Raw genomic sequence first — 16,988 nt, forward strand, 5'->3', positions numbered from 1 at the left:
GAATTGCATCAGAGAAAGCCAGGTAGGGAGGAGCACCCGAAAAGCCGGGTGCTAGTTTTGCTTTATTGCTGTACCCCAGGTATAAATTCGTTTTATTCCGGTATTTTTTTTCAGGTTGACCACCGTCATCTCTGTTATTTTAGTTTCGTTTAAATTTACGGCCTCCAGGTGCTTGAGAGATACAAGATTATTGTAGACATCGTCCGTAACCGGGTTCTTTTCTATCCGTAATTTTTCAAGATTAACAAATGATCTTAAAATATGCAGATCACTATCTGTAAAGTTATTACCGGATAGGTTCAGCCAAACGATATTTTTGGCCAGGAGTGTTAGGTCGTCCCTGATCTCTGACATTTTCACACCTGAATTGGCGGGGAGTGTAACATCCAGCATCATTGGCTTTTTTAGCATCAGTCTCACCATTAATCCTTTTGTTCGTAGGTGTGCCATCAGCAAAGTGTCTGCCTGTATGGGGATGTCGGCATTAATGGTCTGAGTAACCCCATTCCCGTCAGCATTTCCGGTAGTAATTTTATTAAAGCCCAGGTAGGTGCTTACCTGCATTTGTATTGAGTCTGCGTCCTTTAACTGTGCTAATGTTTTACCTTCCACCGCACTGGCCTTCGTTATCCACCATTTAATTATCTGTATCTCATTTTTTGAAAGCGGAGGTTTACCATCTGCAGGCATATAATCGCTATGGCCGGGATCGAGTGTAACACGCTTATATAATTCGCTTTCGGCTAATTTTCCGGGAAATATTGCCGGACCACTCTTACCTCCCTTTAATAGTGTTTGCAGGTTTTCAACCGAAAAGTTCCCTTTCAGTTTGCCCCCCTGATGGCACTGGGCACATTTATTCTGTAAAATAGGTGCTACAACATCTTCGAATATCATGGCGGTTTGGACGCTTGCCGGTTTGTCGCGCACCTGCTGCATCAGTGTGCGCACACTTAGGTAGTCGTTTCCGTGAGTAAGGCTTGCCCCCTCATGCCCGCTATAGCTCATGAGTGCTATGACACCGAGGAGTAAAACGGAGAATAGCTTTTTCGGAATGCGTACCTCGCGTGTCACTTTTTCTGTAGATATATAATATAAGACACCAGAAATAATTGTAAGGGTAATACCGGATAACTTATGATGGATCAATATGTCCTTTTCATAATCACCGGATAAGGACAATATATAGCCGAACAAACAAGCCAGGACTGCCGATATAAACCCAATAAATAATGTTACTGATACAGCTGGCTTTAAATTCTCGTATTTTTTTTTGTATGATAAAATATTAAAAATTGCCGCCAGCAATATAAAGCCAATTGGAAGATGCACAATAAGCGGATGCAAATGGCCTGAAAATGTGCTGATGTTACCTAATCTCATATACGCGTTAATTTCACCGGGGCTGTGTGATAGGCGTTCCACTGACACACATAGATATTTTTATCTTCATCAATACAAACATCATGGCCATGTTGGAAAACAGGGTTTGTTGCCTGCAATGTTGGTTGTAAAATTCCGTTTTTATATACTGGTGCAGCTCCTCCCGGGTTTGATACCACTTCGTCATTTGCATTCAGCACGGTTACAAAGCCTGAATAATCAAAACGTTTACCATTGGCATCTTTTGACCAGCACACACCGGCATAAATATTCTGTTCATTGATTACCGCTCTGCATACGTACATACCGGGCATGTCTATACGCTTGATAAATTTACCGTCGAGTGTAAATACTTTAAAGCAGTTCTCCTCCCGCGAGGTACAAATCAATGTAGGATTATTTTTATCGCGGGTATCAACTGTTACGCCATGTGCATTGTTCAGATTATAGTCTTTGTTAGTATTATGATGTCCGCCAAAGTGACGTATATATTGTCCTTTACTATTGTATTGTATAATATAATCGGAGCCATAACCGTCAGCAACATAAATATCACCATTAGGAGCAACGGCAGTTTCTGTTGGTTTAAAGGGTTCATTGTCCTTGTAAATGCCAATAGTTCGCGGGTGGCCTATCGCAAATATTAGTTTACCGTCAAGCGTAGTTTTCAGTACCTGGCCCGATTGGCCGTAGTTGTTTCCTGTCCTGTCCAAAGCCCAACCGCAATCGGTAAGTAATAAAAAATCTTCGTCACCTTCTTTGCTGATGCTTAAGCCATGCCCTCCGGGCAGGGCAGTGCCCCAATAATCCAGCAACTTACCCGATTTGTCGAATATAAGGATGTTGTTATGGGTATGGTCGCCCAACATAATAAGACGGCCTTTGCTATCCTGCACCATTTCGTGACAGTTAGCGAGCGGGTTTGTGTTTACACTGATTTTTGCCCAACTCTTATCTGCCTTGTAGGTAAATGCACCCTGACCAATAATATGATCATCGGGCTGCAAATCCTTGTGTAAGATGGCAAAGCTTTTTGCGGGTGTGGCCGCAATCAAAGCAGATGCAATAGTTGCATTTTTGATGAAATTTCTTCTCGAATTTTTCATAGATCTGTGTTATAGTATCAAGTTAATATATCCTTTACAACTTTTCCTTCCACATCTGTAAGTCTGAAGCGCCTGCCCTGAAATTTGTAGGTAAGCCGTTCATGATCTATACCCATAAGATGCAGCAGCGTGGCCTGAAAATCATGCACGTGTACGGGATCTTTTACAATATTGTAGCTAAAGTCATCCGTTTCACCATAGGTTATACCGGGTTTAACTCCTGCCCCTGCCATCCACATGGTAAAGCAACGCGGGTGGTGGTCACGGCCATAATCATTTGCCGTAAGCTTGCCCTGAGAATACACGGTACGGCCAAATTCGCCGCCCCATATTACTAATGTATCTTCCAATAAGCCCCGTTGTTTTAAATCTTTAATGAGTGCGGCAGTAGCCTGGTCTGTTGCTTTACATTGTGTGGCTATGCCCGATGGCAGATTACTATGCTGATCCCAGCCCTGGTGGTATAGCTGTATAAATTTTACATCCTTTTCCAGCAGCTTACGCGCAAGTAAACAGTTGGCGGCATAGGTACCGGAATCCCTGCTATCGGGCCCGTACATTTCAAATATCTCGTTTGGTTCATCTGCAGTGCTCATTACCTCTGGTACGGAGGTTTGCATGCGATAGGCCATTTCATACTGTGCTATGCGGGCATCTACTTCCGGGTCGCCGTAGGCAGCATTTTGTATCTGATTTAGTTTTGAGAGATACTCGAGCATTTCTTTCCGGTCTTTACCATCGTACCCATCAGGATTGTTCAGAAATAACACCGGATCTTTCCCCGCCCTAAACTGCACTCCCTGATGTTTAGATGGCAGGAAACCGTTACCCCATAACCGGGCATATAGCGGCTGATCTTTTTGTCCGTTTTTGGAAACCAACACAATAAAAGTTGGCAGGTTATTGTTGTCCGACCCCAGGCCATAACTTATCCACGACCCAATGGAAGGTCTACCGGGTAACTGATTACCGGTTTGAAAAAAAGTAATAGCAGGGTCATGATTTATCGCCTCTGAATGGATTGATTTTACTATACAAAGCTCATCAACTACAGCTGCGGTAAAAGGCATCAACTCGCTCATCCAGGTCCCGTTTTGGCCATGCTGGTTAAATTTGTAATATGATGGCACCATGGGCAACGCGCTTTGGTTGGCGCTCATACCCGTAAGCCGTTGTCCTTTGCGTACCGAATCCGGTAGGTTTTGGCCCATCAATTTGGCCAGCACGGGCTTGTAATCAAATGTTTCGAATTGAGATGGGCCGCCGCTTTGAAACAAGTATACCACCCTTTTTGCCTTTGGTGCAAAGTGGGGTAATGCCCTTAAAATATCTGCCTCCAGATCGCCGGTCGATATAGACGCTGCATTGGGCGAACCGCTAAACAGCTTGTTACCGAATAATGACCCCAGGGCCAATGCCCCGATCCCCAAAGATGTTTTGGTTAAAAAATTGCGACGGTCAAGCTTTTTATTGAGCTCATTAAATTCCGGTGTATGGAGCCTGAACTCCTCATCATGATGAAAATCAGACATACAAATTTATCTTTTGGTTAATGATGCATCAGAGTTAATGATGGCGCTGGCAACTACTGAATTGGCGGCAATCATTGAGCTGTCCAGCGTTTTATCGATTTTATACTGTCCCGTATTAAGCCAACCCGTTTGCTTTTCAGGATGCTGCCTGAATTTTTTTAACTCGGCCTGTTGCAGTGCGAGCAGCAGGCTTACCTCGCCAGGCGTGGGCCTGTGCCCGGTGAGTTTACGGTAAGTTGTAATGATAGCTTCACGGTTGTCAGGCGTCCGGGTCATTTGTTCTCCCATTACTTTGGCAGCTTCTACAAAGGTTGGATCATTAAGGGTCACCAACGCTTGCAGTGGCGTATTGGTTTTTTGCCTTCGCATGGTGCAGTAATTACGTGCAGTGGCATCAAAAGTTGCCAATGTTGGGTTAGGTACCGAACGCTTGATGATCACATATAAACTGCGCCGATAAACAGATTTACCTGTATCGGGTTTATACGTGGTATTATTAATCTCCCAAAGGCCTTCGGGTTGGTAGGGTTTCACGCTTTTACCGCCTATTTGCGTATTAAGTAATCCACTTGCTAAAAGCGCATTATCGCGGATCATTTCGGCCTGCATACGATAAGCGGGGCCATGTGAAAGGAGCCGGTTCTCTGCATCATTTTCTACGGCTGCTTTGCTTGCACGGGAATCTTGCCTGTACGTGGCTGACATGACAATCATTTTATTGAGCTGCTTTACATTCCAGCCGGATTCAATAAAAGTTGTAGCCAGCCAGTCCAGTAACTCGGGGTGACTTGGCATTTCGCCCTGGTTGCCAAAATCCTCGGCAGTTTTTACGATTCCCGTCCCAAAAAAGTTCTGCCAAAAACGGTTTACAGCAACCCTTGCAGCCAGTGGATTATCAGGATTGGTTACCCATTGTGCCAGGCCATACCTATTCTTTGGCAAATGCTTATCAAAGGGCAAAATAGCCTCCGGCGTATTTGGATAAACCTGTTCGCCCGGCATATCATAATTGCCCCGCTTTAGCAAGAACGTTTTTTTAGGTTTGGCCATTTCCCGCATCACCATTATTTCATCAATATTCTCTGTAGAATCTGATAATTCAGTTCGCAACGCCGTTAATTTTTGTTTCCCGGATTGTACATCCGGATCGATTGCTGAAAGATAATATGCCCTTAAGTTATTTAACTCATCCGGAGTTACCCCGGCTTTATTCTTGGCTGTAATTTGCAACCAGCTTGCTTTCTGCGCCAATATTTTAATTTCAAACGGTGTTAAAGTACGGTTATAAACGGTAATATCGTCCACCTTACCATCCTTAAAACCACGGCCACGCCACCAGGCGCCTATTTGCAGGCCAGGGCCTCCTCCGTTAAAAAGGATATCTTTGGTAAGCTCGTCTATCGTGGTTTCCATGGGTAGTTCCGAGCCATCCATATATAATTTAAATCCGGCAGCCTTCGACGAACCATCGTAAGTGGCCGTAAGTTGTATCCATTTATCACGCGGTACATCAGGAATACTCACTTTTGTAATAGCATTTGACGGACCTGTATGGGTCATATTTAGCTCCAGCTTATTGTTATTCAAATAGAGATGGTATCCTTTGAAATTATATAAACGCTCAGCGTTGCTTTTGTGAAAGATAACGCCCTCGGTTAGCTGCTTTGGTATGTTAACCCACATGCCTATGGTAAACGGCTGTGATCTCCTGAAAATACCGGTTTTGTTAAGATCGAGCCAGCTGTCACCATTGAGTACAATGGCTTTACCGTTACCGTTATTCTCAAACACCGCCTTTTCACCTGCCTGCCCGGTTTCGCGTTTCATTGTGGCAATATCTTTAGGGTTCATGTTATTGACCAGGCTTCCTTTATCAAAAGTGTAGTAGGCCTGTATGCCGTTACCTGGAATTTTGTCGGCAGATAGTTTTTTGTAGCCACCGTCATTGATCCATTTATCAAAGCTGGCAGCAGCCTTGTTTTCTGTTTGAGTAAGGGCTTCCTGTTCTTTTTTTATGTTGTTATTGATAAACTGGAGTACTTTTTCTTTTTGTTCGGTAGGTAATAGCAACGTAGGTGTAGGCAGTGCATCGTCAAAGGATATCTGGCCGGCTTCTTTTATATTGTTAAAGAAACTGAACAGCTCATAATAATTCTTTTGAGATATTGGGTCGAATTTATGATCATGGCATTTGGCGCAGCCTACAGACATAGCCAGCATAGCATTGCCAAAAGTATTTGTTCTATCAATAACATATTCTGTCTGAAATTCTTCCTCAATAATCCCACCTTCCATATTTTGCTGATGGTTGCGGTTAAAAGCCGTGGCCACTATCATATCGCGTGTGGGGTGTGGCATCAAATCACCAGCCAGTTGCCACTGTATGAATTTATCATATGAAAAATTCGTATTGAAGGCTTTGATCACCCAATCGCGATATGGCGACATGTCCCTGATCCTGTCAACCGTATATCCATGTGAATCGGCATATCGGGCAACATCCAGCCAGTCAACCGTCATTTTTTCTCCATAATGTGGGGAAGATAGCAATCGGTCAACCTGTTTTTCATAGGCATTAGGAGTGCCATCCTTTAAAAAAGCATCTATTTCGGCTATGGTAGGCGGAAGTCCCGTAAGGTCAAGTGTAACGCGGCGCAGCAGTAATTCTTTATCTGCCTCCTTTGCCGGTTGCAACTTTTGCTGCTTTAGTTTAGCCAGTACAAAATTATCGATAGGGTTGTTTATAATACCATCTGCTGCCGGTATATGAGGTTTTACCGGTTTAACAAAAGCCCAATGAGGTTTGTATACCGCGCCATTATCAATCCATTTGATCAGAATGGCTTTTTCATGTGCGGTAAGGGTATGGTGCGATTCGGGTGAGGGCATCATATACTTTGGATCATCTGACATGATGCGGTGAAATAATTCGCTGCCATCTATATTTCCGGGAGCTATAGCTACTTTACCTTTATCGTCGGGCAAACTGGCGTAGGCAAACTGGGCGATATCCAATCGTAGACCCGCCTTTTGCTTAGCTTTGTCGGGCCCATGGCAGGCAAAACATTTATCAGACAGGATCGGTTTTACGTCTGAGTTATAGTCCGGTGGACCAGGTAAGGCATTGTAAGCCCCCTTTACATCAGACGGCAACTCAACGGTTGTTGAATAATGGAAGATGACAGCAAGTAACAATACAGCACTAAACAGTATCAATATGAGCCTTCTCATAACGTAAATATTCCGCGTTTATAATCAATATATTACCTATAGCACAAATCCCTTGGTTTAGTGAATGGCTGTTCTACGTATATTCCATCGCCAGGGAAAAGAACGTCTGTACTAAATGTAAGAAATTCAGTCTTAAAAGTCCCACGGAAAACTTAGCAGAGTGCCCCCAAACCATGCGCATTGAGATTTCGGTGGTAGCCATTGGTAGTTTCAACAAGATCTAAAGATAGATTGATTAAAATCAGAATTATTGCATTTTGATTTATTTGGGTGACTTTGTATCAAAAAGTAACAGTAGCCTTGAAGTAATAAATTAATTAGTTGTCAAAGCCTTGGTTGGGGATTTCTAAATATTACACTTTAAGGATCAACTTGAAATTCTTTGAAATAAGATGATATGTGCGGAAAATGAAAAAGCCCGCAGATACAATATCTGCGGGCTTTTCGGCATATCGCGTAACAAAGCGTTACAATGATTTTAGCCTTTTTGTCGGGACGACTAGACGACGCCCTGATATCGCAATATATTGAATTTCAGTATTTCGTGTCAACGGCTTTACACCTACTCACTGTTTTACTCCGGCCACTAAAAGAACGTTACCGGGTGAAATTAATTAATATACGAGAACCATCCAAATGATATGAATTGATAGCATCTTGTCTTAATAAAGGCTTTGGAGAGTTGAATCCGCTCTATAACGCTTTCAGATAACAGCGTTCTTGAAATGTAGGGAATCATCTTTGTATCGCAGCCAGGTCGCGGATATATGAAATGAATTACCTGGGAACGCCCCAAAATTGGCCGGCTATCACCAACAGGAAAAGCCACTCGCGGTTGGCTATCCTGGCAAATGCTAATATTTTTAGTGTTTCAAGTATCTTTATGAAATGAAACTTTTTGATGACATTGAATTATTTGACGAAGGAAGGAAACGTTTTATAGATTTCATGTTGCCAGGCGCCGATCTTCGCTTATGGGAACAATTTTTTTGCAAAGACCTTTCAGATAGATATTATAAAATATTAATAAATACAACACCTTGGGGCCAACGTTCAAGGAAAATGTATGAAAAAGTCATACCAGATCCGAGATTAACTGCTTACTATGGTGGCGCTAATGGGTTGGAATGGACGGAGCATTTATTGGAAATTAAAGGACTAGTGGAAAGCGAATGCGGAATATGTTTTGACCGGGTGTTACTCAATTATTACCGGGATGGCAATGATTCGGTCGCATGGCATAGTGATACACTTCCAAAAGACGGAAAGCATCATCCTATCGCATCTGTTACTTTTGGAGATACCAGACTTTTTAAAATTCGTCGTAAAACCGACAAAAGTATAACACAGCTTAGTATCCCTTTGACGCATGGCAGCTTTCTGTTGATGGGAGCATCAATGCAAGATCTATATGAGCATCATGTGCCTAAAACCAGAAAGATTGTGGGAGGTAGGATCAATCTTACATTTCGAATCTCTGATCCGTCAAAATCGGTGTACCTGGCGGATAACAAAGATATTTAGCTCTTAACTCATTTCAAAAAGGCAGATCGAATTTGCACTTTTAATTTGTGAGCGAGATGGTTGCTTACATTAAACCAGAATGGATATGTTTTTGTTAGAAGATCATACATACATTAAGATATTATGGCCAAATCAACTAACTCACATAAAATCTTGCTTGGAAAAGGCAATGAACTTGAGGAAGAAGGTTCTTTTGATGAGGCTGAAAAGTTATATCTGGAGGCTATAGATAAACAGCCGCTTGAAGCCGGCGCTTATAATCGCCTTATGATAATTTATCGTAAGCAAAAAGCGCCTGACGCTGAATGAAAAATTATTATGAAGGCTATAAAGACCTATAAAGATGACGTAAAAGCAACCCAAACTTCGTGGATACAATCTAATAAAAAAGCCGCGTGCCTAAGTAGGCAATTGATTCAGTCTTTAGGTCTGGCCAATAAACGTGGGCTGCCAGTCAATGAACCTCCTCAAATGGAAACCTGGAGAAAACGCCTGGCAAACTTGAAGAAGAAGTTATAAAAATATATGGATATGAAAGAGAGGATGAGGTAAACATATAGCGACTATCACCATTTGTATCAGAAATCCGGTTTATTGCGCAGTTTTGAAATGAGAACTTCTGAATAGTTTTTTGTAAAAGCTAAAAAACATAATCTTTACATATAGCCCTAGGATCATTTATTTTGCGCGGCACTAAAATACCTTTAGCAACAATCTCTCCCTTGAAACCGATAGCATAATAAGCGAACAGATCTGAAAATTTTTCTTCTGGAACTGCTGACGCATGTCCATTACTGATATTATAATTCTAATTGCTCAAGTCCTTTATCTGCTGGGGTATTTAGCACGTTTCCGTTTATATCATAGCGTGCACCGTGGCAAGGGCAATCCCAGGATCTTTCTGCTTCATTCCATTTTACATCGCATTTCATATGTGTGCATACTGGGTTCACGACGTGAATCTCACCCTGATCATCCTTATAAATAGCGATTTTCTGATCCTCATATTCTACTACTTTACCTTCGCCAGGCGCGATGTTAGTCAGCTGTTTCAACTGCTCCTTGTTGATTATTTTATCAAGAAATTGTGTTACTACATCCACGTTGTGCGAAATAAACGAACTAAAACCGGCGATGGGTTTAATCCTGTTGGGATCATAAAGCTTAGTGAATTTTGCATCTCTTCCTAAGATAGTTCTTGTTAAAAGTAGCGCAGCCACACTACTATAAATCATTCCATTGCCGCCATAGCCGGTACAAACATAGATATTGTCCGCCTGCCCTGGAAGGTTACCGATGTAAGGAAGCCCGTCTGCCGGTTCATAATACTGGGAGGACCAGCGATATTTGATCTCCTTAATCCTGAAATGTTGTTTTAAGTAATTCTCCAGCTTTAAGAAACACTGCGTATTGTTTTCCATATGACCTGTTTGATGATCTTCACCGCCAGCAATGAGATATTTCTGGCCATCTACTTCCTGAGTTCTGTAATATCTGTAGGGATCGTATAAATCGTAGGAGAGATCATCGAGGTATTGATCATCTTCGAGAATAATAGCCATGGCATAACTACGATACGGAACACAGCGTAAATGTAAGAGATTAATTCCAGGCGGGATATGTGTCGCATACACTACCGACTTGCCCCGAAACGTTCCGGCACTCGTCTGCACCTGAACGTGTGATTTTTCATTTTCTACGTGGATAACCCGGTTTTCCTGCATAATGATGCCACCTGACCCTTCAAACGCTTTGGCGAGTGCATTAACATAGCTCATGGGGTTGAATTTAGCCTGCCCACCCGCTTTAATAGCCCTGGAGAAGGGAATTGGGACAGGAATATTTTCGCTGAGTTCCACGCTTACACCAGCTGTAACCGCCGATTGGCGAATCTTCTCCAATTCCTCTTCCTGTTCTTTGGACTGTCCCAACGGCATCTAATAAATGTAGTTTTAGTTTCATTATGATGCTTTCAGGGATATCTTGAAAACATTTACTTAGCGCAAAATCAGTGATTTTCTTAACCTGGTTTTCCATAGTGACTTGTTTCAATGTTAAATAGGTGACGAAGGCACACCTATGAATCAATTCCCTCCGGCCTACTTAATAAATTATTAAATATTTCCAACAATGTATTGACATATTGATGCCTTACTAAAACCGGATTCCCGGAGTTTTCAGGTCTGATTATTCCCTTAGAGAGGATTTTAGATTTATAACTAATTGCATAAATGGAAAACAATTCAATAATTCCTTCTTCCGGCACTGTAGAAGCATATCCGGTAATGGCTATTCCCCAATCGGATAAGAATAAATCGCAGACATTGATCGCCATTTCAATGGCGACTTTTTCCGAAACACAGTTGCATGATAAGGCGTGTACCGGCTCAACACTTAGATGCTGGACTTTTTGACCAATATTGTAAACGGTGATCCCACCTTGAAAGAAATTTATCGCATTATCAGCAAGCGAAAAAGCAACTTGCATATGCCCTGCGGTAACACTTTCCGCGACTGCTATAGTTTGATTTTTCGCCAAAATTATTTTTCCAATATTCGACAAGTTGTTAGCATTCACGAATTCATTATTCATATTATTCTGTCGTTTTTTCAATTATAGGGTTCTATAGAAATCTTATTTGTATAAATTTCCTAGTGCCTTTTCGGAAATTATTTCATCAATTTTTTTCTGTAAATCTGATCCACTAAATGGTTTGCTGATGTAATCGTCTCCGGGACATTCTTCCATCAGTTCCTCAATGTCTATAGAAGCAGAAACAATAAGAATCGGGACGCCTTTGGTTCTTTCATTGGATTTTAGCGCCTTACATACCTCCAGAATATTAGCGTCGTGCAGTTGACTATTTATAATAAACAGGTCGGGTTTCTCAAATAGTCCTTGCAGAAGCTGTCTTCCCGAATCTATAAACGATAAGCTGAAGCGATTTTTTAGCATAGACGATAGCAGCAATTTCACATCAGCATCATTTTCTGTAATGAGAATTTTTTTTGCCATGACTACTTTTTTTCAAGATTTATATCGAACAACGGGCCACTAGCCATCTAAAAAAAATATATAGTTGAAAAACAATTAGTTATGAGAGATGTGGTTATGTTTTCTTCTGTAAATCATATTCACCCTGTGACTTAATTTCTACATATTGCGAAAGCGAAATGTCATGATAGGCGGATTTATTTACAATAGGTAGAGCTATCGCCTATGTTTAAATGTCTGCATAAGATTTGTTACTGTACCTGTCAGGTATTCTGAAATCCTTCATTTAAAATTGATTTAAAATGAAACCCACTACACAAGCTAACACTCATCTTGAAGATCCAAGGTCCAAATTTCCTAAGCCTCCCTTTGAAGGTCAATCACAAGGATGGCCGGGGCTGGCTGGTAAAATGAATCCGAAACCTGATCACGGAGAAAAAAGCTATAAGGGTTCGGGAAGGTTAATAGGAAGAAAAGCACTGATAACAGGTGGGGATTCGGGAATGGGCCGTGCAGCCGCCATTGCTTATGCGCGGGAAGGTGCAGACGTAGCAATTAACTATTATCCGACAGAAGAGCCGGATGCAAAAGAAGTGATAGCATTAATCGCAGCAGAGGGACGCAAGGCTATAGCTATACCGGGGGATCTAAGAGAAGAAGCATTTTGCAAATCACTGGTTAATGAAGCACTTCAGGCACTGGGTGGGCTGGATATCATCGTAAATAATGCGGGCCGTCAACAAGCCAGTGATTCTATTTTGGATATCTCCGCAGAGGAATTTGATGCAACCATGAAGACAAATATATATGCCCCCTTCTGGATTTTAAAAGCAGCGTTACCTCATCTGCAGCGGGGGTCTGCTATTATTGCCACTACTTCAGAACAGGCTTACGACCCTTCACCAGATCTATATGATTATGCTCAAACAAAGGCCGCCACGATGAGTTATGTAAAATCTCTTGCAAAGCAATTAGGTTCCAAAGGGATTAGGGTAAATGGCGTTGCACCAGGTCCAATATGGACACCATTACAAGTCAGTGGCGGGGCTTCGCAGGAGAAATTGAAAAAATTTGGTGAAAAAACGCCATTGGGTCGGCCTGGACAACCAGCTGAGCTAGCTTCTATTTATGTTCAACTGGCAGCCAATGATGGCAGCTTTGCTACAGGGCAAATATATGGAGCCGCCGGTGGCAGTGGTCAGCCATAAAAAAAGAAAAAAATTAATGGGATTACCTGGAAAGGCAATCCCTACATTCAATGAGGAGTCTGTTTTCCCAGATTTACCCTTTGGCTTAGCATAATTAGATCCGGACTCAGCTATTATCGTTCGCGGCATAGAATTTTTATACAATCGATCAGATCTATATTGTTATGAAAAATGAAATTTTCCCTGTGGTAATTGAAACCCCCAAAGGAAGTACAGAAAAGTATGATTTTGACAAGAAAGCAGGATATTATAAATTAAGTAAAATATTACCTGCCGGAATGATTTTTCCTTATGATTTCGGTTTTATTCCACGAACGAAGGGCCAGGACGGTGATCCATTGGATATGATCGTAATTTCGGAATTTAAAAGTTTCCCTGGCTGCATGATGGACTGCAGATTACTTGGAGCGATTAAAGCTGAGCAAGGCCGTTCAGGTGATAAACTTATTAGAAATGATAGATATCTATCTATACCAGTATATTCCAGGAATTTCAGAAAACTCAACGCTATTGAAGAAATTAGTAAATCAATGATTACGGAATTAGAAGATTTCTTTATTAATTATAATAAAGCAGAAGGGAAAATTTTCAAGATCCTTGGCACTTTAGATAGGAATAGTGCCATCAAACAAATTAAATTCAAATAATGAATACTGTTGACATACTGTTTGGGCACGGAGAACATTTGACCATATTGCAAATGTCCTGTCGTGCATTCATTATGTTTTTCATAACGCTGGCCCTCATCCGATTGGGGGGAATGAGGATCTTTGGTAAAAAGTCCTCCTTTGATACGATCATTGTAATAATGATGGGCGCCATACTTGCAAGAGGTGTTATTGGTGCTTCTCCTTTCTTTGCTACAGTTGCGGCTTCCGTTGTAATGGTCGTCATTGACAGGATACTTGCCTGGCTGTCAATGAAATCATATAAAGTCGCATGTATCATAAAAGGGGAACCAATTTTGCTTTATGAAAATGATAAAATTATCTGGGAGAATATGAAGTTGACATCTTTAAGTAAGGAAGACTTATTAGAAAGCCTTCGGCTGGAGACTAATGAAAGTTCCCTTGAATTTATTGAGTGTGCCCGCATGGAAACTAATGGTCGGATAAGTTTTGTTTTGAAGAAATCGCGAAGTATTGAAGCTTTACCTTGATTTTACATTAGCTTATATTCTGTCTTTGCTTTCCCCATAATTTATTCTGTATAACTCCATTTTTCAGGCTACGAACTACCGGATTTTAAAAGGGCTTTAATCAGGTCCCAGTATATCCTCGGGCAAATATGTAAATCGGAAGCTAAGACAGACTTGTCGCATATCCAGCAGAGTTGCTCCCACGTTAGATATTCCGTTTCCTTCCGTTTGAAATTGACAGAAAAATAACTAAGGGCATCCTTTTCGAACCAGCCGTTTTTCCCTGCCCACTTCACCATCTTTTTAACCCTTTCCATGTGCTTCATAGCGCCATTCTTATTACAAGGATCATTCGGCTTAATTGGATTTTGAAGTATGTAGGTATATAGGCCATCAATGAAATTAAAATTAAGGTGGCGAAGGGGGATATCGCCAGCAGCGTATTTCCATTTACAATACCTTTCTACATAGCCGTTTGTAGCCCATAGTTTTTGATGCTTCCTTTCTTAATTTCTGTTTTGAACTTATCATAAGTGATTTTGCAGAGCTGGAGCATGGTGACTTTCTGTATGTCTGGTCCAATGCCGAGGTAACAATTTTTGATATTCTCCGCTGTCAGCACACCTTCTTTCAATTCGAGATCCTGGAAGATGGCCGTTAATTTGGATTTTACTTTTTCCAGGTGGGTGGCAAATTCTTTTAACTCTTTGGTGGAGAGAATAGGCCAACCCTTACCATCGTCCCAATTCTCAATCCGGAAGCTGCCTTTAATTGTTAATTCTCTTTCAGCGGAATTATTACAAGAGATTCTGGCAAATACGGAATAGTCTTTCCGTCTGTTTTTGTTCTGGTGTATAGCGAAGCGTACGCCGAAAGTGTTGTTACTTCTCATTTCTTCTTCATTTAAATGGACAAATCTTGTTCTCTGATTCGCGGCTCACAAGCCCAAAAAATGAGTAGAAACAAAGCCATTGATATCATTTGAAATAAGATGATATCCTTTGTAATAATTTGAAATACAAATCAATACATATGACGAGGAATCTACGTTGAGTAGATAAAGTTACTCACTGACCTACTCACCGGATTACTCTGCTGACAACTTGAAATTCGATGATATAAATTGATATGGGCAAAAATGAAAAAGCCCGCAGATACAATATCTGCGGGCTTTTCGGCATATCGCGTAACAAAGCGTTACAATGATTTTAGCCTTTTAGTCGGGACGACTAGATTCGAACTAGCGACCCCTTGCACCCCATTATAGCACTCGTTTAAGTATTTAAATCCGCTGAATCTATGCGTAGATAAAGGTTTGGCTTGATTCTATAACTAACCTTTTTATATCCCTGTGGTAAGACCTGACCCATAACGTGACCCAAAAGTGAATAATATTGATTCTATAGTAGAAAAAGCCCCCTATGGAGTAACCCTACTTTATAGGAAACCTGGCCATAAAGGCGGTAATTTCAGCTACAACTGCCTTTGCAATCTTAAAAATGGCAGTTTCTTCTGCATTACTAATCGCTGGTATGGTTCTATTTCCCTGCTTTTTATCCTTAGCCTTCATTTTCCTATAAAAGGTGGGAACGCTGAAATTACATTCTTCGGATACCATTTCCCTGAAATTAAGGGCCAATTTGGAAAATGCTGAATGTATTTCAAAAAACACATTCCCTGTTGATTTGCTATTCATAATTTTATTTTTTAATATATTACTGTGGTTTACATACCGGGAGGTACTTTGTGGTTAAAACGAGTGAATAATTCATGCCCAATGCCATGGATACCCTCAATAAAGTCGTCTATTAGCTTGTAAACAGTCAATAATTCTGCTCTACTGGAACTTTGCATATCATCAGTTGTTTGACTTGCAATAGCATTATAGATGATGGCCCATAGCACTTCTTTGATGCTGGATAAGTCATAAGTATCAAAAAGATCAAAGACTTTCTCTAAATGCTCCTTTGTACTTTGGCTTTCATGTTTCATCGCTGCTGTTTAAGAAATTACCGGATTTATCGATTTCCTCTATTAATTCCAGCAGTACTTCATCTTTGCTACAATGATCTTCCAGGAGGGATGAAACACCCCACCAGTTACAACCAAAGGACCTAAATACTACTTCTCCCATACTGATCAATGTATCAGATAACCAGTGTGGGATCAAATACCAGTCAAATATTTCCCTTTCCCTGCTTTTGGCTCCCTCTAATTTTTCAAGATCAGATACCAAGTCTGCTCTCTGGCTCATTAGTACTCTGGAATCGAACTCCAAGAGATTTTCCTTCAGTTTTACGTTGATGCCTTTTAGGCAATTCTGTATTTCAGCTATTTTATCGGTAAGAACCTCGTCAGTAGCTGTCAGGTAGCCATCAGACAAGGATAAATTGTATTTTACCCTGTTGTAGATATGATTGAAGTAGTCGAGATGCCTGTCCTCTTTTATTAAAGTATTGATTAAATGTGTCTGGTCTATCAGGATAGCTTTACTTAAAAATTCCTGATATTTTATTATTCGCTTATTTCCCATGTTTAGTGATTTTAGGTATTCCTTCACGGGGGATGATTTAGAACTGCATCAGAATATGAAAATGCTTATGTGTGAAAGGTTTACCGTTGATAATGTATATTAACAGGTCTTGAATGGTAGCCTGTACTTCCTGTACTATCATTTTGGTGCGTGGGGGTATACTCCCTACTTGTACGATAGTTACAACCCCAAAGGGACAGTATAATCGCCGGAGATACCCTTGTCTGTTAATTACGAGTATGCTGCTTTCTGACCGCATGTACAACAATTGAAGATTTATTGTTAATGATGAATATGGGATGTCTGAGCAGGTATAAAAGCAAAAAGGCCGGATTAGA

Annotated in this window: 16 protein-coding genes; 5 read left to right on the top strand and 11 right to left on the bottom strand. The window is 41.0% G+C overall.

Annotated elements, in window-relative coordinates; translation table 11 throughout:
* Window positions 1–51: 51 nt before the first annotated feature.
* Genes ABQ275_RS07525 through ABQ275_RS07540 form a run of 4 tightly spaced genes read right to left on the bottom strand, consistent with a single transcriptional unit; the run spans window position 52 to window position 7,252 of the window.
* On the bottom strand, window positions 52–1,383 hold the full coding sequence (locus ABQ275_RS07525) for a DUF2231 domain-containing protein (protein ID WP_349317667.1): 1,332 nt from the start codon (window positions 1,381–1,383) through the stop codon (window positions 52–54).
* Window positions 1,380–2,489, bottom strand: coding sequence for a twin-arginine translocation signal domain-containing protein (locus ABQ275_RS07530; protein ID WP_349317668.1), 1,110 nt, complete (start codon window positions 2,487–2,489; stop codon window positions 1,380–1,382). Before ABQ275_RS07530 ends, ABQ275_RS07525 begins: the two co-directional genes overlap by 4 nt.
* A 17-nt stretch (window positions 2,490–2,506) precedes the next feature.
* A complete protein-coding gene (locus ABQ275_RS07535; RefSeq protein WP_349317669.1) occupies window positions 2,507–4,021 on the bottom strand; it encodes a DUF1501 domain-containing protein in 1,515 nt (504 codons plus the stop codon).
* A 6-nt stretch (window positions 4,022–4,027) separates the two neighbouring features.
* Window positions 4,028–7,252, bottom strand: coding sequence for a DUF1553 domain-containing protein (locus ABQ275_RS07540; protein ID WP_349317670.1), 3,225 nt, complete (start codon window positions 7,250–7,252; stop codon window positions 4,028–4,030).
* An 888-nt stretch (window positions 7,253–8,140) separates the two neighbouring features.
* Between ABQ275_RS07540 and ABQ275_RS07545 the strand changes: the two genes are divergently transcribed.
* Together ABQ275_RS07545 and ABQ275_RS07550 are read left to right on the top strand one after the other, a co-directional pair.
* Complete coding sequence (locus ABQ275_RS07545) at window positions 8,141–8,776, top strand: alpha-ketoglutarate-dependent dioxygenase AlkB (RefSeq protein ID WP_349317671.1); 636 nt, start codon at window positions 8,141–8,143, stop codon at window positions 8,774–8,776.
* 123 nt (window positions 8,777–8,899) lie between these two features.
* Window positions 8,900–9,085 (top strand): hypothetical protein, encoded by a 186-nt coding sequence (locus ABQ275_RS07550; protein WP_349317672.1) that lies wholly within the window; start codon window positions 8,900–8,902, stop codon window positions 9,083–9,085.
* Window positions 9,086–9,576: 491 nt separating this feature from the next.
* On the opposite strand, the gene ABQ275_RS07555 is transcribed toward ABQ275_RS07550, so the two are convergent.
* The 3 genes from ABQ275_RS07555 to ABQ275_RS07565 form a co-directional block, all read right to left on the bottom strand.
* Window positions 9,577–10,713 carry an FAD-dependent oxidoreductase gene (locus tag ABQ275_RS07555; RefSeq protein WP_349317673.1) on the bottom strand — a complete coding sequence of 379 codons (1,137 nt, stop codon included), beginning with the start codon at window positions 10,711–10,713 and terminating at the stop codon, window positions 9,577–9,579.
* 140 nt (window positions 10,714–10,853) lie between these two features.
* Window positions 10,854–11,369: a nicotinamide-nucleotide amidohydrolase family protein gene (locus ABQ275_RS07560; RefSeq protein ID WP_349317674.1), complete on the bottom strand. Its 516-nt coding sequence runs from the start codon at window positions 11,367–11,369 to the stop codon at window positions 10,854–10,856.
* Window positions 11,370–11,411: 42 nt separating this feature from the next.
* Window positions 11,412–11,792, bottom strand: a complete 381-nt coding sequence (locus ABQ275_RS07565; protein WP_349317675.1) for a response regulator — start codon at window positions 11,790–11,792, stop codon at window positions 11,412–11,414.
* 281 nt (window positions 11,793–12,073) lie between these two features.
* Here ABQ275_RS07565 and ABQ275_RS07570 point away from each other — a divergent pair, with 281 nt between their 5' ends.
* The 3 genes from ABQ275_RS07570 (at window position 12,074) to ABQ275_RS07580 (ending at window position 14,138) form a co-directional block, all read left to right on the top strand.
* Window positions 12,074–12,979 (top strand): SDR family oxidoreductase, encoded by a 906-nt coding sequence (locus ABQ275_RS07570; protein WP_349317676.1) that lies wholly within the window; start codon window positions 12,074–12,076, stop codon window positions 12,977–12,979.
* A 164-nt stretch (window positions 12,980–13,143) separates the two neighbouring features.
* On the top strand, window positions 13,144–13,626 hold the full coding sequence (locus ABQ275_RS07575; protein WP_349317677.1) for an inorganic diphosphatase: 483 nt from the start codon (window positions 13,144–13,146) through the stop codon (window positions 13,624–13,626).
* On the top strand, window positions 13,626–14,138 hold the full coding sequence (locus ABQ275_RS07580; RefSeq protein WP_349317678.1) for a YetF domain-containing protein: 513 nt from the start codon (window positions 13,626–13,628) through the stop codon (window positions 14,136–14,138). Before ABQ275_RS07575 ends, ABQ275_RS07580 begins: the two co-directional genes overlap by 1 nt.
* Before the next feature lie 442 nt (window positions 14,139–14,580).
* Here ABQ275_RS07580 and ABQ275_RS07585 read toward each other — a convergent pair whose 3' ends face one another.
* The 4 genes from ABQ275_RS07585 to ABQ275_RS07600 form a co-directional block, all read right to left on the bottom strand.
* Entirely contained in the window at window positions 14,581–15,009 is a 429-nt protein-coding gene (locus ABQ275_RS07585; protein ID WP_349317679.1) for a hypothetical protein, read from the bottom strand.
* 540 nt (window positions 15,010–15,549) lie between these two features.
* On the bottom strand, window positions 15,550–15,813 hold the full coding sequence (locus ABQ275_RS07590) for a hypothetical protein (protein ID WP_349317680.1): 264 nt from the start codon (window positions 15,811–15,813) through the stop codon (window positions 15,550–15,552).
* A 29-nt stretch (window positions 15,814–15,842) separates the two neighbouring features.
* Window positions 15,843–16,109 (bottom strand): hypothetical protein, encoded by a 267-nt coding sequence (locus tag ABQ275_RS07595; protein ID WP_349317681.1) that lies wholly within the window; start codon window positions 16,107–16,109, stop codon window positions 15,843–15,845.
* On the bottom strand, window positions 16,099–16,650 hold the full coding sequence (locus tag ABQ275_RS07600) for a hypothetical protein (protein ID WP_349317682.1): 552 nt from the start codon (window positions 16,648–16,650) through the stop codon (window positions 16,099–16,101). The genes ABQ275_RS07595 and ABQ275_RS07600 overlap by 11 nt, the downstream gene beginning before the upstream one ends.
* Between the last annotated feature and the right edge of the window lie 338 nt (window positions 16,651–16,988).

The organism is Chitinophaga sp. MM2321 (assembly GCF_964033635.1).
Classification (GTDB): Bacteria; Bacteroidota; Bacteroidia; order Chitinophagales; family Chitinophagaceae; genus Chitinophaga.